The organism is Pseudomonas sp. RIT-PI-q, assembly GCF_001297125.1.
GTDB lineage: Bacteria > Pseudomonadota > Gammaproteobacteria > Pseudomonadales > Pseudomonadaceae > Aquipseudomonas.
The window spans coordinates 41,147-66,879 of record NZ_LHPC01000044.1; the positions used below are offsets into that span (position 1 = coordinate 41,147).

General features: G+C 59.8%; 30 protein-coding genes and 1 pseudogene. 17 read left to right on the forward strand and 14 right to left on the reverse strand.

Annotated elements, in window-relative coordinates; translation table 11 throughout:
• Positions 1-158 precede the first annotated feature (158 nt).
• The 6 genes from hemA (at position 159) to AEQ67_RS23245 (ending at position 5,523) form a co-directional block, all read left to right on the forward strand.
• Positions 159-1,448 carry a glutamyl-tRNA reductase gene (hemA, locus tag AEQ67_RS23220; RefSeq protein ID WP_059406151.1) on the forward strand — a complete coding sequence of 430 codons (1,290 nt, stop codon included), beginning with the start codon at positions 159-161 and terminating at the stop codon, positions 1,446-1,448.
• Entirely contained in the window at positions 1,445-2,527 is a 1,083-nt protein-coding gene (prfA, locus tag AEQ67_RS23225; RefSeq protein ID WP_059406152.1) for a peptide chain release factor 1, read from the forward strand. Before hemA ends, prfA begins: the two co-directional genes overlap by 4 nt.
• Positions 2,528-3,358, forward strand: a complete 831-nt coding sequence (gene prmC, locus AEQ67_RS23230) for a peptide chain release factor N(5)-glutamine methyltransferase (protein WP_059406153.1) — start codon at positions 2,528-2,530, stop codon at positions 3,356-3,358.
• Positions 3,352-4,107, forward strand: a complete 756-nt coding sequence (locus tag AEQ67_RS23235; protein ID WP_059406154.1) for a molybdopterin-synthase adenylyltransferase MoeB — start codon at positions 3,352-3,354, stop codon at positions 4,105-4,107. Before prmC ends, AEQ67_RS23235 begins: the two co-directional genes overlap by 7 nt.
• Complete coding sequence (gene murI / locus AEQ67_RS23240) at positions 4,100-4,891, forward strand: glutamate racemase (RefSeq protein ID WP_059406155.1); 792 nt, start codon at positions 4,100-4,102, stop codon at positions 4,889-4,891. The genes AEQ67_RS23235 and murI overlap by 8 nt, the downstream gene beginning before the upstream one ends.
• 113 nt (positions 4,892-5,004) lie before the next feature.
• Entirely contained in the window at positions 5,005-5,523 is a 519-nt protein-coding gene (locus AEQ67_RS23245) for an acyloxyacyl hydrolase (RefSeq protein WP_059406156.1), read from the forward strand.
• A gap of 103 nt (positions 5,524-5,626) precedes the next feature.
• Here AEQ67_RS23245 and AEQ67_RS23250 read toward each other — a convergent pair whose 3' ends face one another.
• The 7 genes and pseudogenes from AEQ67_RS23250 to AEQ67_RS23275 all read right to left on the reverse strand — a co-directional run bounded on the left by AEQ67_RS23250 (position 5,627) and on the right by AEQ67_RS23275 (position 11,546).
• On the reverse strand, positions 5,627-5,932 hold the full coding sequence (locus tag AEQ67_RS23250; protein WP_059406157.1) for a YkgJ family cysteine cluster protein: 306 nt from the start codon (positions 5,930-5,932) through the stop codon (positions 5,627-5,629).
• Positions 5,933-6,028: 96 nt separating this feature from the next.
• Entirely contained in the window at positions 6,029-6,811 is a 783-nt protein-coding gene (locus AEQ67_RS23255) for an SDR family NAD(P)-dependent oxidoreductase (RefSeq protein WP_059406158.1), read from the reverse strand.
• A pseudogene (locus AEQ67_RS34195) lies at positions 6,808-6,918 on the reverse strand (nuclear transport factor 2 family protein); the annotation flags it as partial. The pseudogene AEQ67_RS34195 and the gene AEQ67_RS23255, both read right to left, overlap by 4 nt.
• Positions 6,890-8,332, reverse strand: a complete 1,443-nt coding sequence (gene phrB, locus AEQ67_RS23260; protein WP_059406320.1) for a deoxyribodipyrimidine photo-lyase — start codon at positions 8,330-8,332, stop codon at positions 6,890-6,892. The gene phrB and the pseudogene AEQ67_RS34195, both read right to left, overlap by 29 nt.
• Positions 8,333-8,353: 21 nt before the next feature.
• A complete protein-coding gene (locus AEQ67_RS23265; RefSeq protein WP_059406159.1) occupies positions 8,354-9,295 on the reverse strand; it encodes a MerR family transcriptional regulator in 942 nt (313 codons plus the stop codon).
• Complete coding sequence (locus AEQ67_RS23270; protein ID WP_059406160.1) at positions 9,295-10,254, reverse strand: YbgA family protein; 960 nt, start codon at positions 10,252-10,254, stop codon at positions 9,295-9,297. The genes AEQ67_RS23265 and AEQ67_RS23270 overlap by 1 nt, the downstream gene beginning before the upstream one ends.
• A 305-nt stretch (positions 10,255-10,559) precedes the next feature.
• The gene (locus AEQ67_RS23275; RefSeq protein WP_059406161.1) at positions 10,560-11,546 is read right to left on the reverse strand and encodes an NAD(P)/FAD-dependent oxidoreductase; all 987 of its coding nucleotides are present in this window, start codon (positions 11,544-11,546) and stop codon (positions 10,560-10,562) included.
• Positions 11,547-11,742: 196 nt separating this feature from the next.
• On the opposite strand from AEQ67_RS23275, the gene AEQ67_RS23280 reads away from it, so the two are divergent.
• A complete protein-coding gene (locus tag AEQ67_RS23280; protein WP_059406162.1) occupies positions 11,743-12,645 on the forward strand; it encodes a TIGR01777 family oxidoreductase in 903 nt (300 codons plus the stop codon).
• A 13-nt stretch (positions 12,646-12,658) separates the two neighbouring features.
• On the forward strand, positions 12,659-13,684 hold the full coding sequence (gene hemH, locus AEQ67_RS23285; protein WP_059406163.1) for a ferrochelatase: 1,026 nt from the start codon (positions 12,659-12,661) through the stop codon (positions 13,682-13,684).
• Positions 13,685-13,777: 93 nt separating this feature from the next.
• Here the strand turns inward: hemH and AEQ67_RS23290 are convergent, their stop codons facing one another.
• Both AEQ67_RS23290 and upp read right to left on the reverse strand, forming a co-directional pair.
• Positions 13,778-15,052, reverse strand: a complete 1,275-nt coding sequence (locus AEQ67_RS23290) for a uracil-xanthine permease family protein (protein WP_059406164.1) — start codon at positions 15,050-15,052, stop codon at positions 13,778-13,780.
• 2 nt (positions 15,053-15,054) lie between these two features.
• Positions 15,055-15,693: a uracil phosphoribosyltransferase gene (gene upp / locus AEQ67_RS23295; protein WP_059406165.1), complete on the reverse strand. Its 639-nt coding sequence runs from the start codon at positions 15,691-15,693 to the stop codon at positions 15,055-15,057.
• A gap of 175 nt (positions 15,694-15,868) precedes the next feature.
• Between upp and AEQ67_RS23300 the strand changes: the two genes are divergently transcribed.
• The 4 genes from AEQ67_RS23300 to AEQ67_RS23315 all read left to right on the forward strand — a co-directional run bounded on the left by AEQ67_RS23300 (position 15,869) and on the right by AEQ67_RS23315 (position 17,871).
• Complete coding sequence (locus AEQ67_RS23300; RefSeq protein WP_059406166.1) at positions 15,869-16,426, forward strand: hypoxanthine-guanine phosphoribosyltransferase; 558 nt, start codon at positions 15,869-15,871, stop codon at positions 16,424-16,426.
• Positions 16,427-16,430: 4 nt separating this feature from the next.
• Complete coding sequence (locus AEQ67_RS23305) at positions 16,431-16,904, forward strand: WbuC family cupin fold metalloprotein (protein WP_059406167.1); 474 nt, start codon at positions 16,431-16,433, stop codon at positions 16,902-16,904.
• Between the two features lie 130 nt (positions 16,905-17,034).
• A complete protein-coding gene (locus tag AEQ67_RS23310) occupies positions 17,035-17,520 on the forward strand; it encodes a hypothetical protein (RefSeq protein ID WP_059406168.1) in 486 nt (161 codons plus the stop codon).
• 63 nt (positions 17,521-17,583) lie between these two features.
• Complete coding sequence (locus AEQ67_RS23315) at positions 17,584-17,871, forward strand: PA4642 family protein (protein ID WP_059406169.1); 288 nt, start codon at positions 17,584-17,586, stop codon at positions 17,869-17,871.
• 237 nt (positions 17,872-18,108) lie between these two features.
• Here AEQ67_RS23315 and mqo read toward each other — a convergent pair whose 3' ends face one another.
• The gene (mqo, locus tag AEQ67_RS23320; RefSeq protein ID WP_059406170.1) at positions 18,109-19,617 is read right to left on the reverse strand and encodes a malate dehydrogenase (quinone); all 1,509 of its coding nucleotides are present in this window, start codon (positions 19,615-19,617) and stop codon (positions 18,109-18,111) included.
• 737 nt (positions 19,618-20,354) lie between these two features.
• The gene (locus AEQ67_RS23325) at positions 20,355-20,588 is read right to left on the reverse strand and encodes a hypothetical protein (RefSeq protein ID WP_059406171.1); all 234 of its coding nucleotides are present in this window, start codon (positions 20,586-20,588) and stop codon (positions 20,355-20,357) included.
• Between the two features lie 203 nt (positions 20,589-20,791).
• Between AEQ67_RS23325 and AEQ67_RS23330 the strand changes: the two genes are divergently transcribed.
• Positions 20,792-21,376, forward strand: a complete 585-nt coding sequence (locus AEQ67_RS23330; RefSeq protein ID WP_059406172.1) for a YajG family lipoprotein — start codon at positions 20,792-20,794, stop codon at positions 21,374-21,376.
• 186 nt (positions 21,377-21,562) lie between these two features.
• Here the strand turns inward: AEQ67_RS23330 and AEQ67_RS23335 are convergent, their stop codons facing one another.
• On the reverse strand, positions 21,563-21,769 hold the full coding sequence (locus AEQ67_RS23335; protein ID WP_059406173.1) for a hypothetical protein: 207 nt from the start codon (positions 21,767-21,769) through the stop codon (positions 21,563-21,565).
• 194 nt (positions 21,770-21,963) lie between these two features.
• Here AEQ67_RS23335 and AEQ67_RS23340 point away from each other — a divergent pair, with 194 nt between their 5' ends.
• Positions 21,964-22,248, forward strand: coding sequence for a hypothetical protein (locus AEQ67_RS23340; RefSeq protein WP_059406174.1), 285 nt, complete (start codon positions 21,964-21,966; stop codon positions 22,246-22,248).
• Between the two features lie 116 nt (positions 22,249-22,364).
• On the opposite strand, the gene AEQ67_RS23345 is transcribed toward AEQ67_RS23340, so the two are convergent.
• The gene (locus tag AEQ67_RS23345; RefSeq protein WP_177333674.1) at positions 22,365-23,528 is read right to left on the reverse strand and encodes a 1-acyl-sn-glycerol-3-phosphate acyltransferase; all 1,164 of its coding nucleotides are present in this window, start codon (positions 23,526-23,528) and stop codon (positions 22,365-22,367) included.
• A 142-nt stretch (positions 23,529-23,670) separates the two neighbouring features.
• On the opposite strand from AEQ67_RS23345, the gene AEQ67_RS23350 reads away from it, so the two are divergent.
• The 3 genes from AEQ67_RS23350 to AEQ67_RS23360 are packed head-to-tail and all read left to right on the forward strand — an operon-like array spanning position 23,671 to position 24,786.
• Positions 23,671-23,853, forward strand: coding sequence for a CPXCG motif-containing cysteine-rich protein (locus AEQ67_RS23350; protein WP_008153387.1), 183 nt, complete (start codon positions 23,671-23,673; stop codon positions 23,851-23,853).
• A gap of 12 nt (positions 23,854-23,865) precedes the next feature.
• A complete protein-coding gene (locus AEQ67_RS23355; protein WP_059406176.1) occupies positions 23,866-24,126 on the forward strand; it encodes a putative signal transducing protein in 261 nt (86 codons plus the stop codon).
• A gap of 36 nt (positions 24,127-24,162) precedes the next feature.
• Positions 24,163-24,786, forward strand: a complete 624-nt coding sequence (locus AEQ67_RS23360) for an SOS response-associated peptidase (protein ID WP_059406177.1) — start codon at positions 24,163-24,165, stop codon at positions 24,784-24,786.
• Positions 24,787-24,883: 97 nt separating this feature from the next.
• On the opposite strand, the gene AEQ67_RS36865 is transcribed toward AEQ67_RS23360, so the two are convergent.
• Positions 24,884-25,726 (reverse strand): methyl-accepting chemotaxis protein, encoded by an 843-nt coding sequence (locus AEQ67_RS36865; RefSeq protein WP_442965672.1) that lies wholly within the window; start codon positions 25,724-25,726, stop codon positions 24,884-24,886.
• Between the last annotated feature and the right edge of the window lie 7 nt (positions 25,727-25,733).

Sequence of the window (25,733 nt, forward strand, 5' to 3'; positions counted from 1 at the left end):
GCTGCAGGACCTGAAGTCCCCTTCGCTGGCAAGCCAGCTCCTACAGGTCTTTGCCTGCTTAATAGCCGTGCCGTATCGGGACAATAGTCAGCGGTAGTTGTTCTAGCTCTGGCGAAGTAGGACAATTGCCGGCTTCACGTCACCATCAGCGACTTTGAATGGCCTTCCTTGCACTCGGTATTAACCACAAGACTGCTTCAGTAGACGTCCGCGAGCGCGTGGCCTTTACCCCTGAGCAGCTGGTGGAGGCCTTGCAGCAGCTCTGCCGACTCACCGACAGCCGCGAAGCTGCGATCCTCTCCACCTGCAATCGCAGTGAGCTTTATATAGAGCAGGACCACCTTTCGGCGGACATCATCCTGCGCTGGCTGGCCGATTATCACCATTTGAGCCTCGAAGAGCTGCGCGCGAGCGCTTATGTGCATGAAGATGATGCGGCAGTTCGTCACATGATGCGGGTGGCCTCCGGGCTCGATTCGCTGGTGTTGGGCGAACCGCAGATTCTCGGTCAGATGAAATCGGCTTATGCCGTGGCGCGCGAGGCCGGGACCATCGGTCCGCTGCTCGGGCGTTTGTTTCAGGCGACGTTCAACGCCGCCAAACAAGTGCGCACCGACACCGCCATTGGCGAGAACCCGGTGTCGGTGGCATTTGCCGCAGTCAGCCTGGCGAAGCAGATTTTCAGCGACTTGCAACGCAGCCAGGCCTTGCTGATCGGCGCCGGCGAGACCATCACCCTGGTTGCGCGGCATCTGCACGAACTGGGTGTGAAGCGCATCGTTGTCGCCAACCGGACGCTGGAGCGCGCGAGCATCCTCGCCGAACAGTTTGGCGCCCATGCGGTGTTGCTCTCGGACATTCCGGCAGAACTGGTGCGCAGCGACATCGTCATCAGCTCCACCGCCAGCCAGTTGCCGATTCTCGGTAAAGGCGCGGTGGAAAGCGCCTTGAAACTGCGCAAGCATAAGCCGATCTTCATGGTGGATATCGCCGTACCGCGGGATATCGAGCCGGAAGTCGGCGAGTTGGACGACGTTTACCTGTACAGCGTCGACGACCTCCACGAAGTCGTCGCCGAGAACCTCAAGAGTCGTCAGGGTGCTGCCCAGGCGGCCGAAGAGATGGTCTCGGTCGGCGCTGAAGATTTCATGGTGCGCCTGCGTGAGCTGGCGGCGGTGGATGTGCTCAAGGCCTATCGCCAACAAAGCGAGCGCATGCGCGACGAAGAATTGCAGAAAGCCCAGCGCATGCTGGCCAACGGCAGCAGCGCCGAAGATGTGCTGGTGCAGTTGGCGCGCGGCCTGACCAACAAACTCTTGCACGCACCGAGCGTGCAGTTGAAAAAGCTCTCTGCCGAAGGCCGCCTCGATGCACTGGCCATGGCCCAGGAACTCTTTGCCCTCGGTGAGGGCTCATCGGATAGCTTTTCGGATAAAAAACCGCAATGAAAGCGTCACTGCTCAATAAGCTGGACATCCTCCAGGACCGTTTCGAGGAATTGACCGCCTTGCTTGGCGACGGCGAGGTCATTTCCGATCAGACCAAATTCCGCACCTATTCCAAGGAATACGCGGAAGTCGAGCCGATTGTCGACACCTATAAACAGTTGCTGAAAACCCAGGACGACCTCGAAGGTGCCCAGGCACTGCTCAAGGACAGCGACCCGGACATGCGTGAAATGGCCGTGGAAGAAGTCCGCGAAGCCAAAGAGCAACTGATCGAACTCGAAGCCAGCCTGCAACGCATGCTGCTGCCCAAGGACCCGAACGACGGTCGCAACGTGTTCCTCGAAATCCGTGCCGGCACCGGCGGTGACGAAGCGGCGATTTTCTCCGGCGACCTGTTCCGCATGTATTCGCGTTACGCCGAGCGTCGCGGCTGGCGGGTGGAAATTCTCTCGGAGAACATCGGTGAGCACGGTGGCTTTAAAGAAGTCATCGCTCGCGTCGAAGGCGAGAATGTCTACGGCAAGCTGAAGTTCGAATCCGGCGCGCACCGCGTGCAGCGGGTTCCGGCGACTGAATCCCAAGGCCGCATCCACACCTCGGCGTGCACCGTGGCGGTGTTGCCGGAGCCGGACGAGCAGGAAGCAATCGAGATTAACCCGTCCGATTTGCGCATCGATACCTACAAGTCCTCCGGGGCTGGCGGTCAGCACGTCAACAAGACGGACTCGGCGATCCGCATCACGCACTTGCCGTCCGGTATTGTCGTGGAGTGCCAGGAAGAACGTTCCCAGCATAAGAACCGCGCACGGGCGATGTCCTGGCTGTCGGCCAAGCTCAACGACCAGCAGACCAGCGCCGCGGCCAATGCCATCGCCAGCGAGCGTAAACTGCTGGTAGGTTCGGGCGATCGCTCCGAGCGGATTCGCACGTATAACTTTGCCCAGGGTCGGGTCACCGACCACCGGGTCAACCTGACGCTGTATTCCCTCGACGAAATCCTCGCGGGTGGCGTCGACGCAGTGATCGAGCCATTGCTGGCCGAATACCAGGCCGACCAATTGGCGGCGATAGGTGAGTAAATGACGATCATTGCCAGTTTGTTGCGCGCCGCCGATTTGCCTGACTCGCCCACCGCGCGCCTGGATGCCGAATTGTTGCTGGCGGCTGCCTTGGGCAAGTCCCGCAGTTTTCTGCACACCTGGCCCGAGCGCATCGTTCCGAGCGAAGCGGCACTGACTTTTGCCGACTATTTGCAGCGTCGTCGCGGCGGCGAGCCGGTGGCCTACATTCTTGGCCAGCAAGGTTTCTGGAAGCTCGATCTGGAAGTCGCGCCGCACACGCTGATTCCGCGTCCGGACACCGAGCTGCTGGTGGAAGCCGCACTGGAATTGCTGCCCGCCACACCGGCCAGCGTTCTCGACTTGGGCACCGGCAGCGGCGCCATCGCGTTGGCACTGGCCAGTGAGCGTCCGGCGTGGAAGGTCACCGCCGTGGATCGCGTGCTGGAAGCCGTAGCCCTGGCCGAGCGTAATCGTCAGCGCCTGCACCTGAACAACGCCACCGTGCTGAGCAGTCATTGGTTCAGCGCGCTGCAAGGTCCGCGTTTTCAACTGATCATCAGCAACCCGCCTTACATCGCATCGGCTGATCCGCATCTGGTGGAAGGTGACGTGCGTTTCGAACCTGCCAGTGCGTTGGTGGCGGGTATCGATGGGCTCGACGATCTGCGTCTGATCGTCGCCCAGGCACCGGATTACCTTGAGGCGGGCGGTTGGTTGATGCTCGAACACGGTTACGATCAAGCCGAGGCCGTGCGCGATCTGTTGCTGACTCGCGGCTTTGAAGACGTCCACAGCCGCACCGATCTGGGCGGTCACCAACGCATCAGCCTGGGACGACTGCCGTGCTGAATGATCAGGAATTGTTGCGCTACAGCCGGCAGATTCTGTTGCAGCACGTCGACATCGACGGTCAGCTGCGACTCAAAGAAAGCCGTGTGCTGATCGTCGGCCTCGGCGGTCTCGGTTCACCCGTTGCGCTGTACCTGGCCGCCGCTGGCGGCGGTGCGCTGCACCTGGCGGACTTCGACACTGCCGACCTGACCAACCTGCAACGCCAGCTCATTCCCGACACCGACAGTGTGGGCACGAGCAAGGTTGATTCGGCGATCCGCCGTTTGAGCGCGATCAATCCCGAGATTCAATTGATCGCCCATCGCGCCGCACTGGACGAAGATTCCCTGGCCGCTGCCGTGGCTGCCGTGGATCTGGTGCTGGACTGTTCCGATAATTTTTCCACCCGCGAAGCGGTCAACGCCGCGTGTGTGGCGGCCGGCAAACCGCTGGTCAGCGGCGCGGCGATTCGTCTTGAAGGGCAGTTGTCGGTGTTCGACCCGCGCCGTCCGGAAAGTCCGTGCTACCACTGTTTATACGGGCACGGCAGCGCAGCCGAGCTGACCTGCAGCGAAGCGGGTGTTGTCGGCCCTTTGGTTGGGCTGGTCGGTAGCCTTCAGGCGCTGGAAGCGATGAAACTGCTGGCGGGTTTCGGCGAACCGCTGGTGGGACGTCTGTTGTTGATCGATGCCTTGGGTACGCGCTTTCGTGAATTGCGGGTCAAGCGTGATCCGGGTTGCAGTGTCTGTGGTACGGCCCATGCGTGAAGCGCCGATCGGCGTGTTCGACTCCGGCGTCGGCGGGCTTTCGGTGTTGGCCGAGATCCAGCGTTTACTGCCCAATGAATCACTGATGTACGTCGCCGATTGCGGGAATATTCCGTACGGCGAGAAAACCCCGGAATTCATCCGTCAGCGTTGCAGCGTGATGGCCGAATTTTTTCAGCAACAGGGCGCCAAGGCCCTGGTGCTGGCCTGCAACACAGCGACGGTGGCTGGTGTTGCAGACTTGCGGCGCGACTATCCCGAGTGGCCCATTGTCGGCATGGAGCCGGCGGTCAAACCTGCCGCCGCCGCCACCCGCAGTGGCGTGGTCGGTGTGCTGGCCACCACCGGCACCTTGCAGAGTGCCAAGTTCGCCGCGCTGCTCGATCGTTTCGCCACGGATGTGCGGGTGATTACGCAGCCGTGTCCGGGCCTGGTCGAGCTGATTGAAAACGGCGATTTGCACAGTCTGGCGTTGCGTCAGTTACTGGCCCGGTATGTGGAACCGCTGCTCGGCGCCGGGTGCGACACGATAATTCTCGGCTGCACGCATTATCCCTTCCTAAAGCCATTGCTTAAGCAGATGATCCCCGATGACATCAGCTTGATTGACACCGGTGCCGCTGTAGCGCGGCAACTTCAACGTTTGCTGGCCGAGCGTGAGTTGCTCGCCGAGGGGCCTGCACGCGCCGCGCAATTCTGGACGAGTGCCGATCCGGAGCATTTCAGAAATATCTTGCCGATCCTGTGGAATACCGCCGGCGTTGTGCAAAGCTTCACGGTGTAAACAGATCTTTGGGGTAAACGAATAATTGGGGTGAACTTCTGATTAAACGTCGGCTTCTATAGCGGTAAGCAACAAAAAAACCATACGAAATCGTTCGGAAAAGGATGTTTCTAATGAAGCGACTATTCTGCTTGGCCGCGATTGCGGCCGCACTGATGGGGCAAAGTATTACCGCACAGGCGGCAGGCGTGGAGTTCGGGGTCGGCCAGACCAGCGATTCGACCATGACCTATCGACTAGGCATGCAATTCGATTGGGACAAGAGCTGGCTGCAAAGTGACGTCGGTCGTTTGACCGGTTACTGGAGCGGCGCTTACACCTATTGGGAGGGGGACAAGACCTCCAGCAACCACAGCCTGTCGTTCTCGCCGGTGTTTGTTTACGAGTTTGCCGGGCAGACCGTCAAACCCTATGTAGAGTTGGGCGTTGGTGTGGCGGTGTTCGCCAATACCGAAGTCGAAAACAACAACCTCGGCAATGCCTTTCAGTTCGAAGACCGGTTCGGCTTTGGTCTGCGCTTTACCGGCGGGCATGAAGTCGGGATTCGCGCGACGCACTATTCCAATGCCGGGATCAGCAGCCCGAACGACGGTGTAGAAAGCTACGCGCTTCACTACACCATGCCGCTGTAACGTCAAAAGCATCGCGGGCAAGCCTCGCTCCCACAGGAGATCACTAAACCTGTGGGAGCGGGCTTGCCCGCGATAGCGTCAGCACTGACGGCACATCTTTGACTCACCGATACGCCGTGGTAATCCCCTGGCGTTCGTCGATGCATTCTGGCGCGCCCATCTCGAATTCCCGGCAGATCAGCGGGCGTTTTTCGTAGATGGTGCACATCATGGTGTTGCGATCCAATGCGGCGCACCAGCCGTCATCCAGGCGCAGCATGACTTCCCCGCCCCAATCATCGGTATCGATAAATCGTTCGGGCACGCCCGTGTCGGTGATCAACATGACTTCGAGCTGGCAGCAACAGGCTGCGCAGGTCGAGCAAGTGATCGCCGGTTCGGCGATTTGCGTGTGGGGAATGGTTTTCATGGCACGCAGTGTAAGGCAGTGGACCGGCGCTGTGTGAAAGGCCTGACAGACGCTCACAGCAGCGCTCAGCGTAGTCCGATGGCAACAATCGCTATTTCACGGTTGATCCATGATCGGTGGGCTGCTGCGCACCATCCGTTTGCCGATCTCCAGTTTTATCCGGTCAGGCAATTTCGATAGCGGCCACAGGGCTGCCATTAGCATTGCCGGTAAGGCGATCTCCAGTGGACGGTTTTTGAGTTGGTCGAAAATGTGCCGCGCGGTTTTATCCACCGGCCAGCTGAGTGGCATAGGGAAGTCGTTTTTTGCCATCAGTGGCGTGTCGACAAACCCCGGGCTGACCACAGTGACTTCAATGCCTTCCGGGGCCAGATCGATGCGCAGGGATTCGAACAGGTAACGCAACCCGGCCTTCGACGTACCATAGGCTTCGGCCCGTGGCAGTGGAAGGTAGGTCACCGAACTGGCGACACCCACCAGATGCGCCGCAGTTCCGGCCCGCAACAGCGGCAGGGCCGCTTCGATGCAATAGCTGCTGGCCAGCAAGTTGGTGCGCACCACGTGTTCGACGATCGAGGCATCGAACTGCTTGGCGTCAACGTATTCGCACGTGCCGGCGTTAAGAATCACTGTGTCCAGTGAGCCCCATTCCTTGGCAATCTGCTCGCCGATTTCGCGCACGGTCTGACTGTTGGTCAGGTCGCCCGCCAGTACCAGCACTTGCCCCGGATAACGCTGGGACAAGACTTTCAGTGGTGCCAACGAACGTGAGCTGACAGCCAGGTGGGCGCCGGTTTTTAAAATTTCTTCGGCCAACGCGGCGCCAATGCCGTTGCTGGCGCCGGTCAGCCAATATCGGCGTTGAGGGGTAAGGCTCATCCCATTCTCCTTTTCAGCCAGGCAATCGCCTGGCCCAATACGGGTAAATATTCATAAAGCAGTGCCCCGGCATCGAAGTTATCCCGGTGGCGATAACCCTTGTCGCGACGGCAGGTTCTTGAACGCGGTCAGCGCCCGTTCGCGAGACATACTGAGATTGACGATCGGCATTGGATAATCCGCAACGCCAAATAACCCGCCGACGTTGGCAGGGTTATGCACTTGTTTTTTGTCCAGCCCGGCCAGTTCCGGCAGCCAGTGCTTGATGAACACGCCGTCGGTGTCGAATTTTTCCGACTGGCTCAGTGGGTTGAAAATCCGGAAGTAGGGCGCCGAATCGGTGCCGGTGGACGAACTCCACTGCCAGCCACCGTTGTTCGCGGCGAGATCGCCATCGATCAGGTGGCGCATGAAAAAACGCTCGCCTTCACGCCAGTCGATCAGCAGGTTCTTGGTCAGGAACATCGCCGCCACCATGCGCAAGCGGTTGTGCATCCATCCGGTTTCAAGCAATTGGCGCATGGCTGCGTCGATGATCGGCAGGCCGGTGCGGGCTTCTTTCCACGCGGCAAGTTCATCCGGCGCGTCGCGCCAGGCCAGGGCTTCGGTTTCCGGGCGAAAGGCGCGGTGACGCGAAACCCGTGGGTAACCCACCAAAATGTGTTTGTAGAACTCGCGCCACAGCAGTTCGTTGATCCAGGTGACGGCGCCGACCTTGCCGCTTTCGAACTCACCCTGATTGCTGTGCAGGGCCGCGTGCAGGCACTGACGCGGTGAAATCACGCCAGCAGCGAGATAGGCCGAGAGCTGGCTGGTGCCGGGTTTCGCCGGGAAATCGCGTTCGCTTTTGTAGTAGTCGATCTGGGCGTCGGCGAAGGTCTCGAGTCGGCGTTGGGCTTCGGTTTCACCGGCCGGCCAGAGGGCACGCAAACCGTCGCTGGGTGTTTCGAAACCCTCGACGCTGGCGGGGATTTTGTCGCTGTCGATGTGCAACGGGGCTTGTACCCCGGGTTTACTCACCGGGTCCGGCAACGATCTGTGCAGACGCTCGTAGCAGACTTTGCGGAACTGACTGAAGACCTGGAAATAGCTGCCAGTCTTGGTCAGCACAGTGCCGGGTTTGAACAGCAACTGATCGAGGTAGCGGTGAAAGTCGATGCCCTCGGCCTTTAGCGCGTCGGCGACCCACCGGTCGCGACGGGTTTCATGAATGCCGTATTCCTCATTGGCATGCACGGCGTCGATTTTCAACTGCTGGCAAAGATCGAGCAGCACGGCCGGAACGTCTTGCCAGCGTGGAGCCTTGCGGATCAGCAGGGGAATGTTCAATTCGCCCAAAGCGCGGCTCAACTCGCTCAGGTTACGCAACCAGAAGTCAACTTTGCAGGGCGCAGCGTCGTGTTCGCGCCATTGCTCCGGGCTCAGCAAGTACACCGCCACACTCGGGCCGCAGGCTGCGGCGGCCGAGAGGGCGGTGTTGTCATGTAGGCGCAAGTCGCTGCGCAGCCAGATCAATTGCATGGTGGTGTCCATGGCGAACATTTAAATGAGTCCGCGCTGAACCAGTTCCTGATGAGCCGATAGCGGATCTTCGGCCAGGAACAAGTCAGCGATTTCGGTAGTTCTTGCAGACAACTCGGCGTGATGGATGCACACCGTTGGTCCGGCAATCATTTTTGGGCAACTGACACCATTCAAAAGTTTCGGCAGCTGCGCAAGGTTTATGGCTTTGCTGGAATACAGCAGTACGCCACGGGCTTGCAGGTGATCAACCGCCAGCGCAAGTTCGCCGGCGGGCAGTGGCCAGTCGAACACTTCCACAGGGCAATCGGCACTGCTGATCAGCCACGCGGTGAGCCACAGGTGAGGTTCCAGCGGCAAGTCCGAGTGATTGATCAACAGCAGCGGCGCACCGCGCAACTGACGGTTGTTATGGTAGATGCGTGCGCCAAATTTGCTGCGCAACCAGGAGTAAAAAAATACCCGCTCCATCTGTGCGCCAAACTGGCCTTGCCAGCGTTGTTCCAGTTCCGCCAGCAACGGCATCAACAGTTGTGCGCACAAGGTTCGCGGCGGATACAGCGCCATCGCCTGATTGACGGTGTCATCGAGGGTGCGCTCGTTCAGTTCAATCACCGCTTGCAGCAACGTCTGGCACAGCACCTGCCAATCGTTTTCGACGAACTCGGTAAAGGCCTGCGGGGTGTCGAGCAGTTGCTTGACCTGGCTGACGGCGACGCCACGGTTAAGCCAGGTGAGAATCGTCAGGATGCGTTGAACGTGTTCGACCGAGAACAGCCGATGGCCCTTGGGCGTACGTTGCGGCACGATCAGGCCATAACGCCGTTCCCAGGCGCGCAGGGTGACGGCGTTGACCCCGGTTTGCCGGGCAACTTCGCGGATCGGCAGCCAGCCTTCTTCGAGGGCCTTCTTGAAGTCCGTGCCGAGGTCTTCGCGGGCGCTGCTGTCGAGTTGGGTTTTCATTAGATTGCGTTTCGCAGACTGAGATTTTCCGGGTGCGGTTGCAGGTAAACCTGCTGCGCAATATAGGGATCCGGGTGTTGGCGAAAGTAATGTTTGAGCAGGGTCAGCGGCACCACCAGCGGCACGATGCCATGGCGGTATTGGCCGATGACGTGTTGCATTTCCTGTTTGTCCTCAGCGCTGATCGCCTGTTTGAGGTAGCCGCTGATGTGTTGCAAGACGTTGGTGTGAGTGCGGCGGGTGGCGCATTTTTTCAAGGCGGCCATCAACTCGCTGAAATAGCGTGGGCCGAGTTCGTTGGGGTCGGTTTGCCCCATGTTACCCAGCAGGTTGCCCAGGGTTTTGTATTGCACCGGGTTGTGGGCCATCAGCAGGTATTTGTAGCGCGAGTGAAAGTCCGTGAGCCCGCGACGGGTCAAGCCTGCCTGGCGCAACTGCTGCCAGGCGTTGTAGGCGAACACGCGGGTGAGGAAGTTTTCCCGCAGGACCGGGTCGTTGAGTCGACCGTCTTCTTCCACCGGCAAATCCGGGTGCAGGGCGCAGAAGGCCCGGGCATAGATGCCACGGCCACCGCCGTCTACCGGTGCGCCGTTGGCGTGGTAGACCTTGACCCGTTCCAGGCCGCAGGAAGGGGATTTCTGCATGAAGATGTAGCCGCAGATTTCGCCCAACTCCGCAGCCATTTTCTGGCCGTACTTAGCCAGTGGCCGGGTAACGTTGATATCGGGATTGATCGTGCCGATGGCCTGGGGTTGATCGGGATCGCCCACCAGACGGATTGGCTCTCGCGGGGTGCCAAGGCCGATGGCGACTTCCGGGCACACCGGGATGAAATCGAAGTAGTCAGTGAGGACTTGGCTGCACAGCCGCGATTCCTTGTGACCGCCGTTGTAACGCACCTCGGCCCCCATCAGGCAGGCGCTGATCGCTATTTTCGGTTTTACGGCGGCGTGGGGCATCGAAGCACCTCGGAATCAAAACCTGTACAGATAATTTGTTCTGTACAACATTACTTCATCATAGATTCAAAGGTGTACAAGTCAAATTGTTTGTATAGGTTTTTTGAGGCCCTGTAGGAGCGAGCTCGCTCGCGAAAAACCAGAGAGCGCCACGGGAAACCGATTTACAGCGTTATCGTTGACGACCTTCGCGAGCAAGCTCGCTCCTACAGGGATCGGGGTGATCCTGAGATAGCTCGTCACGCGGTTTTACGGGTGGGCTGCTGCCCATGTCGACAGCAGCAAGTTGCGCGGATCGATACGCTTCACTGCAGGTGTTCATGCAGGCGGCGGGCGGCTTCCTGGCCGCTGAGCCAGGCACCTTCGACGCGGCCGGACAGGCACCAGTCGCCACACACATACAACCCCAGGTCGGCATCAGCCAGAACGCCCCATTCGTGGCTGCTGGCGGGACGGGCGTAGAGCCAGCGGTGGGCCAGGCTGAAGGTCGGGGCGGGCATGGCGCTGTGCAGCAACTCGGCGAAAGCGCCGTGCAATTGCTCGATCACTGCTTCCTTGGACAGGTCGATGTGTTGCCGGCTCCAGGTGCTGGTGGCGTGCAGGACCCAGGTGTCCAGCGTGTTGTCGCGCCCGGGTTTGCTGCGATTGCGCGCCAGCCAGTCGAGCGGGCTGTCTTGCACGAAGCAGCCTTCCATGGGCGTATCCAGCGGTGTATCGAAGGCCAGCGCGACCGCCCAGGTCGGGTCCATTTTCACCCCGGCGGCGGCGCCGGCGAGTTTCGGCGCGGAGGCCAGCAGCGCGGTCGCTTGAGGCGCCGGCGTGGCGATCACCACATGGCTGAAAGGACCGTGGGTGAAGCCATCGGCGTCCTGCAGATGCCAGTGTTCTTCACCGCGAAAAACCTCGGTGATCCGGCAGGCGAAATGCACTTCGAGGTCACCGAGCAGGCCGCGGGTGATAGCACTCATGCGCGGTGTGCCGACCCAGCGAGTCTGCTCGTCCGGCGACAGGTTGAGCTGCCCGCCGTGGTAGGTGTAGAGCTGCGGCGTCCACTCGGCGACCCAACCATTGGCTTGCCAGCGCGTGACTTCCGTGACGAAGCGGCGATCGCGGGCAGTGAAATATTGCGCGCCCATGTCCAGGGCACCCGCATCACTGCGCTTGCTCGACATGCGCCCGCCACTGCAGCGGCTTTTATCGAAAAGTTGAACGACATGCCCGGTCTCGGTGAGCGCCTGGGCGGCTGAAAGCCCGGCGATGCCGGTGCCGATGATTGCGATAGGTACAGTCATAGGGGCCTCGTTTACCTTTCTGTACAGACTACGCCGGGGGTTAAACCTGTACAATATTGTTTTTTGGTATAACTTTTAGCGTTCTCGTTCTGACAGCTTGGCCTATTGTTAAACACAGAGCCTGCCCGATACCAAAGATCCCTGCTTATAAAAATAGACTAGTCATCAGGGTAAAACGCCACGCGAGGAAGAAGTCATGCACATATTGCTGACCGGCGGTACTGGTTTGATAGGACGTCAGCTCTGCCGACACTGGTTGAGTCAGGGGCATCGCCTGACGGTCTGGAGTCGCAAGCCTGCAAAAGTCGCCAAAGTGTGTGGCGCTCAAGTGCGCGCAGTTGCCCGGCTCGAGGACATCGGGCAGGAACCGGTGGATGCGGTTATCAACCTCGCGGGCGCACCGATTGCCGATCGGCTCTGGACGTCCAGACGCAAAGCGTTGCTGTGGAGCAGCCGCATTACCCTGACCGAAACCTTGCTGGCCTGGCTCGAAGCCCGCGAACAGAAACCGCAGGTATTGATTTCGGGCTCGGCCATTGGCTGGTATGGCGATGGCGGTGAGCGTGAGTTGACTGAAGCGTCTCCGCCGGTCATCGACGATTTTGCCAGCCAGTTGTGCATTGCCTGGGAAGAAACCGCGCAGCGTGCCGAGACCTTGGGCATTCGCGTGATCCTGATTCGCACGGGCCTGGTGTTGTCAGCCGAGGGCGGCTTTTTGTCGCGGCTGTTGCTGCCGTTCAAACTGGGGCTGGGCGGGCCTATCGGCAATGGTCGGCAGTGGATGCCGTGGATCCATATCAATGATCAAATCGCCCTGATTGATTTTCTTCTGCATCGTAATGAGGCCAGCGGTCCATATAATGCGTGCGCACCCAAACCGGTGCGCAATCGCGAGTTCGCCAAGACGTTGGCCGGCGTGCTGCACCGCCCGGCGTTCATGCCGATGCCGGCCCTGGCCTTGAGAGTGGGCCTGGGCGAGTTGTCTCTGTTGTTGCTGGGGGGCCAGAAGGCCGTACCGGCGCGCTTGCTGGAAGCGGGTTTCACGTTCCAGTTCACCGATTTGCGCGCGGCCCTGGACGATCTGTCCAGCCGCCTTTGAAATAGGACGTTGCATGACCGATCACGCGTTGCTTCTGGTCAACCTGGGTTCACCTGCCTCCACTTCGGTGGCGGATGTGCGCAGTTACCTCAATCAATTTCTGATGGACCCGTATGTGATCGACCTGCCGTGGCCGGTGCGACGTTTGCTGGTGTCGCTGATCCTGTTCAAGCGTCCGGAGCAGTCGGCCCATGCCTACGCCTCGATCTGGTGGGAGGAGGGCTCGCCGTTGGTGGTGCTCAGTCGTCGCCTGCAACAGGCCATGACCGCGCAGTGGACCCACGGCCCGGTGGAGCTGGCGATGCGTTATGGCGAGCCGTCGCTGGAGTCGGTGCTGGTGCGCATGGCGGGGCAGGGGATCAAGCGCATCACGTTGGCGCCTCTGTACCCGCAGTTCGCCGACAGCACCGTGACCACGGTGATTGAAGAAGCCAAACGGGTGGTGCGTGAGAAAAATCTTGATGTGCAATTTTCGATTCTCCAGCCGTTCTACGATCAGCCGGAATACCTCGATGCGCTGGTGGCCAGTGCCAGGCCGCATCTGCAACAGGATTACGATCACCTGTTGTTAAGCTTTCACGGTTTGCCCGAACGGCACCTGACCAAGATCGATCCTACGGGTCACCATTGTTTTAAGAGCGAAAACTGCTGCATGACCGCCTCGCCAGAAGTATTGGCAACCTGCTACCGCGCTCAATGCCTGCGCACGGCGGCGGAGTTTGCCAAACGCATGGGACTGCCGGACGGCAAGTGGTCGGTGTCGTTCCAGTCGCGTTTGGGCCGAGCGAAATGGATCGAACCCTACACCGAAGCGCGCCTCGATGAGTTGGCTGGAATGGGCGTGAAAAAAGTGCTGGTGATGTGCCCGGCATTCGTTGCCGATTGCATTGAGACACTGGAGGAGATTGGTGATCGTGGGCGGGAGCAGTTCCGCGAAGCGGGAGGGGAGGAGTTGGTGCTGGTGCCGTGCCTGAACGATGATCCGCAGTGGGCGCGGGCGTTGAGCACCTTGTGCGAGCGAGCGCCGTTGGCGTTGTAAGCCCAAAAGCTTCGCGGGCAAGCCTCGCTCCTACAGGATTTTCTTGTCCTTGTAGGAGCGAGGCTTGCCCGCGAAGGCAATCTAAAGGCTGGTTTACAACAACGGCTCATCCGCCTTCTTGTGTTTCCAGCTGTCATTTCCCGGCAACAACAGGTTCAGCGCAATCGCCGTCACTGCGCACAGCGCGATGCCTTTGAGGCCGAAGTCGTCCGGGCCATTCCCCGTACCGACCAGCACGCCGCCTATCCCGAACACCAACGTGACCGAGACAATCACCAGATTGCGCGCTTCGCCCAGGTCGATCTTGTGGCGAATCAGCGTGTTCATGCCCACCGCCGCGATCGAGCCGAACAACAGGCACAGAATCCCGCCCATCACCGGCACCGGAATGCTTTGCAGCAACGCGCCGAACTTGCCGACGAACGCCAGGCTGATGGCGAAGATCGCCGCCCAGGTCATGATTTTCGGGTTGTAGTTCTTGGTCAGCATCACCGCGCCCGTTACTTCGGCGTAGGTGGTGTTGGGCGGACCGCCGAACAGTCCGGCTGCGGTGGTGGCAATGCCATCGCCGAGCAGGGTGCGGTGCAGGCCAGGCTTTTTCAGGTAATCGCGACCGGTCACGCTACCGACCGCAATCACGCCGCCGATGTGCTCGATGGCCGGGGCCAGAGCCACCGGAACGATGAACAGAATCGCCTGCCAGTTGAACTCCGGCGCGGTGAAGTGCGGAATCGCGAACCACGGCGCGGCGGCAATCTTCGCGGTGTCGACGACGCCGAAGTAGAACGCCATGCCAAAACCCACCAGCACGCCGGAGATGATCGGCACCAGGCGGAAAATGCCTTTGCCGAATACCGCGACGATCAAGGTCGTCAGCAGCGCCGGCATCGAAATCAGCATCGCTGTCTGGTAATGAATCAGCTCAGTCCCGTCGCCGGCCTTGCCCATCGCCATGTTGGCGGCGATCGGTGCCATGGCCAGGCCGATGGAGATGATCACCGGACCGATCACCACCGGTGGCAGCAAACGATCGATGAAACCGGTGCCTTTGATCTTCACGGCCAGGCCGAGGAAGGTGTAGACGAAACCCGCCGCCATCACACCTCCCATGGTCGCCGCGAGGCCGAACTGACCCTTGGCGAGAATGATCGGGGTGATGAAGGCAAAGCTCGACGCCAGGAATACCGGCACCTGACGCCCGGTGACGATCTGGAACAGAATCGTCCCCAGGCCGGCAGTGAACAGCGCCACGTTCGGGTCGAGGCCGGTAATCAGCGGCATCAACACCAGGGCGCCGAAGGCCACGAACAGCATCTGTGCGCCGGACAGCACCGTGCGCCAGAGCGGATCGTTGAACTCTTGCTGCATGGTCACGCGTCCTTCTGCTTGGTGCCGAAGATCTTGTCACCGGCGTCGCCCAGGCCTGGGATGATGTAACCGTGTTCGTTGAGTCGTTCGTCGATGGACGCGGTGTAGATGGTCACGTCCGGGTGAGCCTTCTCCACGGCGGCGATGCCTTCGGGCGCGGCCACCAGCACCATCGCGCGGATGTCGCGGCAACCGGCTTTTTTCAGCAGGTCGATGGTCGCGACCATGGAACTGCCGGTGGCGAGCATCGGGTCGATGATCATCGCCAGGCGTTCGTTGATTTCCGGGACCAGTTTTTCCAGGTAGGTGTGGGCCTGCAGGGTTTGTTCGTTGCGGGCTACGCCCACGGCGCTGACTTTGGCGCCCGGGATCAGGCTGAGCACGCCTTCGAGCATGCCGATGCCGGCACGCAGGATCGGTACTACAGTAATTTTCTTGCCGGCGATTTTCTCGACCGACACAGTACCGGCCCAACCCTGGATATCGTAGGTTTCCAGCGGCAGGTCTTTGGTGGCTTCATAGGTCAGCAGGGCACCGACTTCCTGAGCAAGCTCACGGAAATTCTTCGTACTGATGTCGGCACGGCGCATTAGGCCAAGTTTATGACGGATCAGCGGATGGCGGATCTCGAGGATGGGCATGGGAAAGGCTCCGGCGGCGGGCAAAAAAACCGGCCTAGATTAATCTATCCGAGGGTGTTGTCCTATAGACATAGAGTACGTTAGTCCACAAACGCTTGATCTGGCCTCGCTTGATGCGTACCTTTGCCCGCTTTTCCGAACCCGTCCCTCCCCCTCAACCCCCCTGGAGAGCGCCATGTCCGCTGATCTCGAGCATATCCGTCAAATCATGCGAGAGGCTGACTGCCTGTACACCGAAGCTGAAGTCGAGGCGGCCATCGCCCGCGTCGGTGCACAGATCAACGACCAGTTGGCTGATAGCAATCCGGTGGTGTTCTGTGTGATGAACGGCGGGCTGATTTTTGCCGGCAAGTTGCTCACCCATTTGCAGTTCCCGCTGGAAGCGTCCTACTTGCACGCCACCCGCTATCGCAACGAAACCAGCGGCGGCGACCTGTTCTGGAAAGCCAAGCCGGAAGTCTCGTTCATCGACCGTGACGTGCTGATCATCGACGACATCCTCGACGAAGGTCACACCCTGGGCGCGATCATCGACTTCTGCAAACACGCCGGCGCGCGCAAAGTGCACACCGCCGTGCTGATCGACAAGGACCACGACCGCAAGGCTCGCCCGGACCTGAAAGCCGATTTCGTCGGCCTGCCGTGCATCGACCGTTACATCTTCGGTTACGGCATGGACTACAAAGGCTACTGGCGTAACGCCAACGGGATTTTTGCCGTTAAAGGAATGTAAGCACATGACCACGCCGAGCTTTCTTGATCAAACGCTGTTCGCTGAATTGGCCGAGAAAGCAGCGGCTAATCCGCGCGGGCGCCAGCATCACAACTTCCATCAGATGGAAGATGCCTGTCACCGAATGGCGGTGGGCTTGCAGCCGAATACCTACATCCCGCCGCATCGCCATTTGGGCGACAACAAAGCGGAAACCTTGCTGGTTTTGAAAGGGCGGCTGGGCCTGTTGATTTTCGATGAATCCGGTGTGGTAGTGAGCAAGCGCATCCTGCAGGCCGGTGGCGACAGTATCGGCGTGGATCTGCCCGGCGGAGTGTTCCATGGCCTGGTGGTACTGGAAGCCGATAGCCTGATGTTCGAATGCAAGGCCGGTCCGTACCGCCCGGTCGGTGAGGGTGAGCTTGCTCACTGGGCACCGCGCGAAGGCGAGCCGGGTGTTGCCGAGTATCAGGCGTGGATGCGTGCGCAGTTCGACTGATGCACGCCACCTGTAGGAGCGAGCTTGCTCGCGATGGATGTGAACGAAAACGCTTGTTGTCTGGAAACCAGCGTCGCCTTAGAGTTCATCGCGAGCAAGCTCGCTCCTACACCCGTCTCCGGAATCCTTCATGCGTCCTTTGATCCGCTGCTGCGCCGCCCTGTTGCTGACCTTCAGCCTGCCCCTGATGGCCGCGCCGGCGCCGATGCACGCGCAGTTCCTGCCACCGGATGACCTGACCCTGCGTGACGCCGAACCCGAGCAGCAACAGCTGTTGCAGGTCACCGAGTATTCGGTGGTGGTGGGTAGTCAACGCCAGTCCAATCAACAGCCGATTCCGGTCACCTCCCCGTTGCTGGTCCGCCTCAAGGGCAAATCCTTGAACAAAGGTGCGACCATCACTCAGGTGCTGGTCAACTTCGATGGCGAAAGCAAAAGCCTGAAAAAGCCTATCTACGACGAAAAGAGTAAAACCCTGACGCTGTTTTACCCGATGGCGCAGTACCGGGTAATCATCGATTTGCTGCGCAATGACACGGTGTATTGCCAGTTCCTCAGTTACGCCAACGGCCATATCTGGGCTGATTTGCACACCGGTGCCACTCGTCCGCGTTGAGCCCGGCGGCAAGGGAGGGGTAAACTGCCCGCCCCGTGAAATGTCTGCGAGCTGGAGTCGGCAATGCGTAAAGATAAGAAGCAAGTGATTGGTGACGAGATCGGCGATGCGCAGATCAAACTGTTCCTCGATTTCGAGCCGGTCGACGCCACTTCGCCGTCGCTGCACAAACTGATCAAGGCCTACCGCGGCCTGCGTATCGATGACTTCGAGCGTTTCCTGACGTTCTTCGTCGAAGCCGGTCTTGACCTGGACGGCAAGGATGAACACGGCAATGACTTCGTCGCCCTGATCAAGGATCAGCGCAATGCGGCCGAGTACATCGAGCTGATCGCCAAGGCGCGCGGCTAAGGTCAAAAGATCGCAGCCTCGTTTTACTCTACAGCTCCTACATTGGATCGCGTCCACCTGTAGGAGCTGTCGAGTGAAACGAGGCTGCGATCTTTTAAGCGGCACAAAAAAACGCCCCGTTCTTGTAGGAGCCGGCTTGCTGCGATGGCATCACCTCGGTCTGTCAGATCCACCGAGGTGATGCCATCGCCAGCAAGCCGGCTCCTACAGGAGCGGGGCGTTTTTTATGCGACCGAATCAAGCGTAGCTTTCGGTCTCATTGCTGGCTTCAACCAGTTCCAGCGCGACGTTGTTGTGCGCGTTGATCTTGCGATACAGCGCAGCGTCGGTTTCCAGGACTTTCTCCCGGGCCGGGAAGATTTCCGCCAGTTTGGCAGCCCATTCGCCTTTGGCTTTGTTCGGGAAGCATTTTTCGATCAGCTCCAGCATGATCGAAACAGTCACCGAAGCACCTGGCGAAGCACCGAGCAGGGCGGCAAGGGTGCCGTCCTTGGCCGCGACCAGTTCTGTACCGAACTGCAGGACGCCGCCCTTTTTCGGGTCTTTCTTGATGATCTGCACCCGTTGGCCGGCCACTTCCAGGCGCCAGTCTTCGGCTTTCGCTTCAGGGTAGAAACGACGCAGGGAATCCAGGCGCTGCTCCATTGATTGCATCACTTCGCTGACCAGGTATTTGGTCAGGTCCATGTTGTTTTTCGCCACGGCCAGCATCGGGCCGATGTTGCCGGCGCGAACCGACATCGGCAGGTCCATGAAGGAGCCGTGCTTGAGGAACTTGGTGGTGAAACCGGCATAAGGTCCGAACAGCAGGGACTTGTTGCCATCGACCACGCGGGTGTCCAGGTGCGGCACCGACATCGGTGGCGAACCCACGGCGGCCTGGCTGTAAACCTTGGCCTGGTGGTGCTTGACCACTTCCGGGTTGTCGCAACGCAGCCACTGCCCGCTGATCGGGAAGCCGCCGAAGCCTTTGCTTTCTTCGATGCCCGACGCCTGCAACAGCGGCAATGCCGCGCCGCCAGCGCCGAGGAAGACGAACTTGGCGTCGACTTCACGAGAGTTGCCGCTGTTGACGTCCTTGATGCTGACGGTCCAGCCGCTGCCGTTACGCTTCAGGCCGGTGACGCGCTTGCAGTATTTGACCTGGGCATCGGGTGCGCTGGTCAGGTGCTTGAGCAGTTGATTGGTCAGGGCGCCGAAGTTGACGTCGGTGCCGTTAATCACGCGGGTGGCGGCGACGACTTCGTCGGCCGGACGGCCCGGCATCATCAGCGGCATCCACTCGGCCATGGTGGCTTTGTCTTCGGTGTATTCCATGTCCGAGAAGGCGTGGTGCTTGCTCAGCACCTTGAAGCGTTCCTTGAGGAAGGAAACGCCACTGTCGCCCTGCACGAAGCTCAGGTGCGGCACCGGGCTGATGAACGTCTTGCACGAGCCGAAGGTGCCTTTCTTGGTCAGGTACGACCAGAACTGCTTCGACACCTCGAACTGGGTGTTGATGTGCACGGCTTTCTTGATGTCGACGGTGCCGTCGGCGGCCTGCGGCGTGTAGTTGAGCTCACACAGCCCGGCGTGACCGGTCCCGGCGTTGTTCCACGGGTTCGAACTCTCCGCGGCACCGGAATCCATCAACTCGACGACTTCCAGCTTGATCGCGGGGTCGAGCTCTTTGAGCAGTACAGCGAGGGTGGCACTCATGATGCCGGCCCCAACCAGTACTACGTCGACTGCTTCGTTATGCGCCATTTAACGCGTCTCCAAAATCTGCAGCACCAAATTGTCGGCATGGCTGCCAGGCGTTCCGGGGCGTGTCTGTGTGCCCCTGCTACCCATGGCAGGATCGCCATGTCCGAATCTTCGCAATTTTTCGCAACTTCGACGGACGCTACCGGCCTTGTCTAAAAGAGTTATATGAACTCACTTCAACGCGGGGCTGGCAATTCGACTTATGGTCGATACATCCGTTTGTGCAACCAAATCCGTAGTGGACAGGCTTCAGGAACCGGTGTTCGAGGCGTACTCGGTCCTGTGTCGTTGGGCTGTTTCAGACGCTAATGGTGCATATTCAGACGCAAAACTATTCATTTGCTCGCCACACTCTTGTGAAGTTGTGAATACCCGTTTTTTTCACGCTCTTTTGAAGACGTGAACCTCAAAAAGGGCTGTCCCAGCCTGGCACTGTGCCCGGATGAATTGCTGTCATGGAATACATGACAGGCAAAACGGGCAAACAGCTCAGTGACCGAGCGTAATGACAGCTCTGCAGATTCGCGAAAAGTGGAGGTTTTGCTTGAGGAACAGCAAGCGCGCCAGCTTCACTCGATCTGTGTGGGCGGCTCTCTGTGGGCGGTGCGGGGTGCCAATACCGAGGCATTGACGATGCTGCGAGGCCCGATCAGGAGACGTCCTTATAATCGGGGGGAGATTGTAGCGAAGAAACGCGGGGAAATGGTCGTGTTTAATGACTTTTATTAGGTGTTTGGTCAGGTGGTCAACAGTTGCTGAGCACGCGCGCGTGGCTGACGCTGGCTGACACGGGCGTTGGCGGGCAGCGGATGGTGCAACCAGTTGAGACGGATTTCTTCTATTTCGACCCAGCCATCGCCCATGGGCTGGAGGCTGCACTGCTTGAATGCCTGACAGTGACCATTGCGGTCGAGCAGGGCAAAGCAGCGATGCAGTGGGCGTGGCGCGAACAGCGAGATGAGATAGCGCATGGCAAAGTACCGTGTGGGGTGACTGCTGTGAAGATTGCCAGCAAGCCATGACGTGCAAGTGTAAGGGCGGTGACATATCTGTGACAGGAACCGGCTTCCCAAGGGTTTGTCAGACATTTCAGTAATCGTTGTATGACCCTAGTTCGCCACAGTGGCGCACCGCTATACTGCGGGCCTTAGTGCCTGATTCTGGAGAGAAGCGCATGTTGCAACGCCTGTTGTTCGGTTTGATCACTGTGACCAGTTTGACCCTGGTCGGCTGCGCCCACAGCCCGCAACAACTGAACCCGGAACCGAAGCTGACGACTCAGCTGGCCCCGGTCGGCCACGGCCAGCCGGTGGTGGTGCGCGTGGTGGACGGTCGTCCGTCGCCAACGTTGGGCACCCGTGGTGGCTTGTACCCTGAGACCAGCGCAATCACCGTGCAGGGCGCGCAGATTCTGCCGAAGTTGCAGGCGCAGGCCGAAGCGGCCGTGCGGCTGTTGGGCTTCACCCCGGCGTCCAATGCGCTGAATGCTCCACAACTGACCGTGACCCTGGCCGAGCTGAAGTATCAGTCGCCTAAAGAAGGCATGTATGTGACCGAGGCGACCATCGGCGCGACGTTCCGCTCTGATGTGCAGAATGCCAACCGTCGTTACAGCGGCCGTTATGGTGCCTCCCTGGACCAGCGCTTTGGTATGGCGCCGAATCAGGAAACCAACACCAAACTGGTCAGTGATGTGCTGAGCGATGCGTTGACGCGTCTGTTCAAGGACCCGACGATTGGTCAGATTCTCAGCGAATAAGCGTTCGCTGAAGCTAAAAAGCCCGGTGCCAGCAGTGGCCCCGGGCTTTTTAATGCCTGGGAATCACCCGGCCCTTGTAGGAGCGAGGCTTGCCCGCGAAGGCGTCGTGTCAGCCAACATTAATGCAGCTGATACACCGCCTTCGCGGGCAAGCCTCGCTCCTACAGGGGTATCGGGGTGGTGCAGTCAGGCCGCTTGCGAATAGAAATCCAGCACACTCACGCCCGTCAGCAAATCCATCTCCGGCAAATCCGCATGTTGATGGCCGCCCAACGCGCAATACACCAGCCAATGGCGATCCTGAACGTTGAAGGCGAGGCTGCCCACGAGGTTTTGTTGTTTGTCGCTTTGGGCGATGAGGTAGAGGCGATCCTGGATTTCGGCGTGCAGCATGACGGGCTCCCTGTCAGTTTTGAGGGGCGCCAGACTGGCGTATTCAGATGACGAGGCCATGACTCAGGTCAGGAATCTGCCAAATGGTTTGTTATTTGTCGTAAAGCTGCGGGCAGGGGAGGAGGCTTTCGGTAGAATCCGCGGCGCGGTCGTCGGTCCGGCGTCTGCCACCGCTTTTTTGCTTGAGGTCCGAGATGTCGTTGCATTTGATGACGCTGTTTACCACCCATCCCGCCAAACTGATCAATTTGCTGGCGCTGCTGTTTGCCTTTCCGGGTGGATGGTTGCTGCACGCTACGCGTCGTCGTGAGCAGCGTGCGTTGGCCAGTCTGGAAGCGCAAAGCCAGAGCCGTCGCATAGACGAGCCGACACTGATGCTGGACGGGGCGACCCTGCGCATGAACCGGTTTTTCTATCGGTTCGGCTTCGCTTGCCTGGGGTTGGCGCTGCTGGTGTCGTGGATCAGCACGCGGGTCTGAATCGCTAAACGGCAAAAAGATCGCAGCCTCGTTTCACTCGACAGCTCCTACAGGGTAAACACCATCCTCTGTAGGAGCTGTCGAGTGAAACGAGGCTGCGATCTTTTGTTAAAACCCTACAGCGGCAATCCCGCTTTCACACGGTACTGATTGCGCACCGGCGTCGCATATTGCAGCACCAGGAACGGACGATGCTCTTCAGGGCAAGCGTCCAGGCGTTGCTGCCATTGTTCCTGGGCCCTGGCCAATTCGGCTGCGTCAAACACCTCGGCAGCTTTCGGCACCTGCAATTGCGGGTCGGCATCCTTCCACTGCGCGTAAGCCAGGTAATGCACCGGGAACAGGCGATAGCCGCCGAGTATCTGCCGGTCCATCTCGATCGCCAATTGCTTGGTGTCGTCGAACAACTCGGTGATCGGCGCGGCAAAGTTCACGTGAACGCGCCCTTTATAGCCGGTGATGCCTTTGGCAATGCTCACATCGTCCTCGCCCGGCACTTTGGTGTAGCTGCCGGTGGTGGCGCGGATGAACAGTTCGCGGGCCTTGGCTTGATCGCACGGGTCGTATTCGTAGCTGATCGATACCGGGGTGACGTTCAGCGAGCGGATCACTTCGCCGAACGGCTCGTCCTTGCGGCTCATGTGGAACATCTTGAGGATCGCCGACTCGGTACGGTCGTCGCCATCCTTGGCCCGGCCTTCGGCCTGGGCGATCCAGATCGAGGCGCAATCGTTGCGGATCGAGTGGTTGATGTAGGCCGACAACAACTGATAAGCAGCCATCTTCTCGCGGCGACCGATGATCGAACGGTGCACGATGAAGCTCTTGTTCAGGCGCATCAAGTCGCTGACGAAGGGCTTTTGCAGCAGGTTGTCGCCGATCGCGATGCGCGGTGTCGGCAGGCCGGCGTGGTACACGGCATAGTTGACGAAGGCCGGGTCCATCACGATGTCGCGGTGGTTGGCGATGAACAGGTAGGCACTGCCTGACTTGAACTGCTCGACGCCGGTGTACGTCACCCCGTCCGTGGCGCGCTCGATGGTGTGGTCGACGTACATCTCGACTTTGTCCTGCAGCGTGGCCACTGAGGTGACGCCGGCGAACTCTCGGCGCAGCCGATGAGCTATAAGGGGTTTGAGCATCCAGCCGAAGGCACCGGCAAAACGCGGGAAGCGGAAGTGGATGAGGATATCTAGAAACGCCTTGTCGCCTAGCAGTCGGTCCAGCACCGCTGGGACTTCGCTGTCGTCGTAAGGTCGGATGGCATCGAATTCGCCCATCATGCTCTCTTGTTAGAAACGGCTAGGGTAAGTAAAGGTTTTGATCGAAAACCAACGGGGCACGGTCTGAAAAGGTAGCCAGACAAAAATAGCCCTGCAAATAGACCGGCGATTATACGCACAAGTCACCTGGGAGACCGCGATGCTGGAAACAGAGCGCTACGAATGTCCGTATTGTGGTGAAGAGGCTGAGGCCGTGCTTGATTTATCCGGCGGCGATCAGACCTATATCGAAGACTGTCCGGTATGTTGTCGCCCGATCACGTTTGTCCTGCAGACTGACGGTCAGGAATGGTTGCTCGAAGTTCATAGCGAAAACGAATGAAAGGGGCACCCCATGCAGCGAATCTACGAGCCGGAAAACCTCATGGAAGGCGAGTTGCTGCAAAGCATGTTGGCCAGCGAAGGCATCGAGGCGCACCTGGTGGGTCGGGATCTGCTCGGGGGCACTGGCGAATTGCCGATCTTCGGCCTTTTGGGATTGTCGGTGGATAACGACCAGGCGCAATACGCCCGGGAGTTGATCACCGCGTACAATGCCGCGCTGCCGCTGCCCGGCGATGAACCGGAGAGCTTTCCCGGCACGCTGGTCTGTTAGGCTGGCGTTCGTTTTTATCAAGAGTCTTGCTGCCCCATGTGTGGACGTTATGCCCTGTTTCGCTGGAACCCCGCCTTCGCGGCCCTGCCTGGCTTCCCCGCCGATCAGCAGGCTCAGTGGAATATTTCTCCGAATGATTCGGTGTTGATGCTGCGTGCCGGTGCGGACGGTCAGCGCGAGTTGGCCCGAGCCCGTTGGGGGCTGACGCCACCGTGGCTGACCGACCTGTCCCGCACTCCGGCCCATGCCCGCGCCGAAACCGTGGCTGAACAGCCGATGTTCCGCCAGGCCCTGCGCGAGCGCCGTTGCCTGTTGCCGGCCAATGGCTTCTACGAATGGCGCGGCACCACGCGCAAACGCCCGTATTGGCTGACGCCGGGGGAGGGCTCGGCGCTGTTTTTCGCGGCGATCTGGGAGGCGTATCCGGTGCAGGAACAGGTGTGGCTGAGTACGGCGGTGATCACCCAACCGGCGGCGAGTCAGCGTCGGCCGTTGATTCTTGATGCGGCGGGGCAGGAGGCGTGGCTCGATCCTGATACGCCATTGCATGCGTTGCAGGCATTGCTCGCCAGTGAACCCGCGGCGTTGCGCGAGCGGGTGTTGGCGAACATGGTCAATGATCCGAAGCTCAATGGGCCGGAATGTCTTACCCCAGGTTGATGTGGTGCCTATGCTGGCCCTTTCGCTGGCAAGCCAGCTCCTACGGGGATGGTGCAAACTTTGTGGGAGCGGGCTTGCCCGCGATGAGGCCCTCGGATCAAACCTTGAACTGATTGATCAACCGCCGCTGCTGTTCCGCCAACTTGGTCAGGTCCGCACTGGCCGCACTCGATTCATCCGCGCCGCCAGCCACTTCATTGGCCACTTGCCCGATGTTGATCACATTACGGTTGATGTCATCCGCCACCGCACTCTGTTCCTCGGCCGCGCTGGCGATCTGGGTGTTCATGTCGTTGATCACCGACACCGCTTGAGTAATGGTCTCCAGCGCCTCGGCCGCCTTGGCCGCATGCTGCACGCTTTCGTCGGTGCGGTTCTGGCTGTCCTCCATGACCCGCACCACATCGCGGGTGCCTTGTTGCAGTTGCTGGATCATGGTCTGGATTTCTTCAGTGGCCTTCTGGGTTTTCTGCGCGAGGTTGCGCACTTCATCGGCCACCACCGCAAAACCACGGCCCTGTTCACCGGCCCGTGCCGCTTCGATGGCCGCGTTCAAGGCCAGCAGGTTGGTCTGTTCGGCGATGCCGCGAATGGCCGTGAGGATCGCATTGATGTTCTCGCTGTCCTTGGCCAGGGTTTGCACAACGCTGACGGCCCTGCCGATTTCCACCGCCAGCACACCGATCGAGTTCGACGTCTCCCGTACGATTTGCATGCCCTGCGCCGCTGCCTGGTCTGCATGGCTGGCGGCTTGTGCAGCCTGGGTCGCGTTGCGCGCGACATCCTGGGCGGTAGCGGTCATTTCATGCACCGCCGTGGCGACCTGATCGATCTCGGCCATTTGCTTGTGCACGCCGATGTTGGTGCGAATGGCGATGTCGGCGGTGTGTTCCGACGAATCACTGACGCTCTGCACTGAGGTCACGACTTGGGTGATCATCACCTGC

Coding starts and splice junctions, on each gene's coding strand:
- hemA (WP_059406151.1), top strand. CDS start 159: ATGGCCTTCCTTGCACTCGGTATTAACCACAAGACTGCTTCAGTAGAC.
- prfA (WP_059406152.1), top strand. CDS start 1,445: ATGAAAGCGTCACTGCTCAATAAGCTGGACATCCTCCAGGACCGTTTC.
- prmC (WP_059406153.1), top strand. CDS start 2,528: ATGACGATCATTGCCAGTTTGTTGCGCGCCGCCGATTTGCCTGACTCG.
- murI (WP_059406155.1), top strand. CDS start 4,100: ATGCGTGAAGCGCCGATCGGCGTGTTCGACTCCGGCGTCGGCGGGCTT.
- AEQ67_RS23245 (WP_059406156.1), top strand. CDS start 5,005: ATGAAGCGACTATTCTGCTTGGCCGCGATTGCGGCCGCACTGATGGGG.
- AEQ67_RS23250 (WP_059406157.1), bottom strand. CDS start 5,932: ATGAAAACCATTCCCCACACGCAAATCGCCGAACCGGCGATCACTTGC.
- AEQ67_RS23255 (WP_059406158.1), bottom strand. CDS start 6,811: ATGAGCCTTACCCCTCAACGCCGATATTGGCTGACCGGCGCCAGCAAC.
- phrB (WP_059406320.1), bottom strand. CDS start 8,332: ATGCAATTGATCTGGCTGCGCAGCGACTTGCGCCTACATGACAACACC.
- AEQ67_RS23265 (WP_059406159.1), bottom strand. CDS start 9,295: ATGAAAACCCAACTCGACAGCAGCGCCCGCGAAGACCTCGGCACGGAC.
- AEQ67_RS23270 (WP_059406160.1), bottom strand. CDS start 10,254: ATGCCCCACGCCGCCGTAAAACCGAAAATAGCGATCAGCGCCTGCCTG.
- AEQ67_RS23275 (WP_059406161.1), bottom strand. CDS start 11,546: ATGACTGTACCTATCGCAATCATCGGCACCGGCATCGCCGGGCTTTCA.
- AEQ67_RS23280 (WP_059406162.1), top strand. CDS start 11,743: ATGCACATATTGCTGACCGGCGGTACTGGTTTGATAGGACGTCAGCTC.
- hemH (WP_059406163.1), top strand. CDS start 12,659: ATGACCGATCACGCGTTGCTTCTGGTCAACCTGGGTTCACCTGCCTCC.
- AEQ67_RS23290 (WP_059406164.1), bottom strand. CDS start 15,052: ATGCAGCAAGAGTTCAACGATCCGCTCTGGCGCACGGTGCTGTCCGGC.
- upp (WP_059406165.1), bottom strand. CDS start 15,693: ATGCCCATCCTCGAGATCCGCCATCCGCTGATCCGTCATAAACTTGGC.
- AEQ67_RS23300 (WP_059406166.1), top strand. CDS start 15,869: ATGTCCGCTGATCTCGAGCATATCCGTCAAATCATGCGAGAGGCTGAC.
- AEQ67_RS23305 (WP_059406167.1), top strand. CDS start 16,431: ATGACCACGCCGAGCTTTCTTGATCAAACGCTGTTCGCTGAATTGGCC.
- AEQ67_RS23310 (WP_059406168.1), top strand. CDS start 17,035: ATGCGTCCTTTGATCCGCTGCTGCGCCGCCCTGTTGCTGACCTTCAGC.
- AEQ67_RS23315 (WP_059406169.1), top strand. CDS start 17,584: ATGCGTAAAGATAAGAAGCAAGTGATTGGTGACGAGATCGGCGATGCG.
- mqo (WP_059406170.1), bottom strand. CDS start 19,617: ATGGCGCATAACGAAGCAGTCGACGTAGTACTGGTTGGGGCCGGCATC.
- AEQ67_RS23325 (WP_059406171.1), bottom strand. CDS start 20,588: ATGCGCTATCTCATCTCGCTGTTCGCGCCACGCCCACTGCATCGCTGC.
- AEQ67_RS23330 (WP_059406172.1), top strand. CDS start 20,792: ATGTTGCAACGCCTGTTGTTCGGTTTGATCACTGTGACCAGTTTGACC.
- AEQ67_RS23335 (WP_059406173.1), bottom strand. CDS start 21,769: ATGCTGCACGCCGAAATCCAGGATCGCCTCTACCTCATCGCCCAAAGC.
- AEQ67_RS23340 (WP_059406174.1), top strand. CDS start 21,964: ATGTCGTTGCATTTGATGACGCTGTTTACCACCCATCCCGCCAAACTG.
- AEQ67_RS23345 (WP_177333674.1), bottom strand. CDS start 23,528: ATGGGCGAATTCGATGCCATCCGACCTTACGACGACAGCGAAGTCCCA.
- AEQ67_RS23350 (WP_008153387.1), top strand. CDS start 23,671: ATGCTGGAAACAGAGCGCTACGAATGTCCGTATTGTGGTGAAGAGGCT.
- AEQ67_RS23355 (WP_059406176.1), top strand. CDS start 23,866: ATGCAGCGAATCTACGAGCCGGAAAACCTCATGGAAGGCGAGTTGCTG.
- AEQ67_RS23360 (WP_059406177.1), top strand. CDS start 24,163: ATGTGTGGACGTTATGCCCTGTTTCGCTGGAACCCCGCCTTCGCGGCC.
- AEQ67_RS36865 (WP_442965672.1), bottom strand. CDS start 25,726: ATGATCACCCAAGTCGTGACCTCAGTGCAGAGCGTCAGTGATTCGTCG.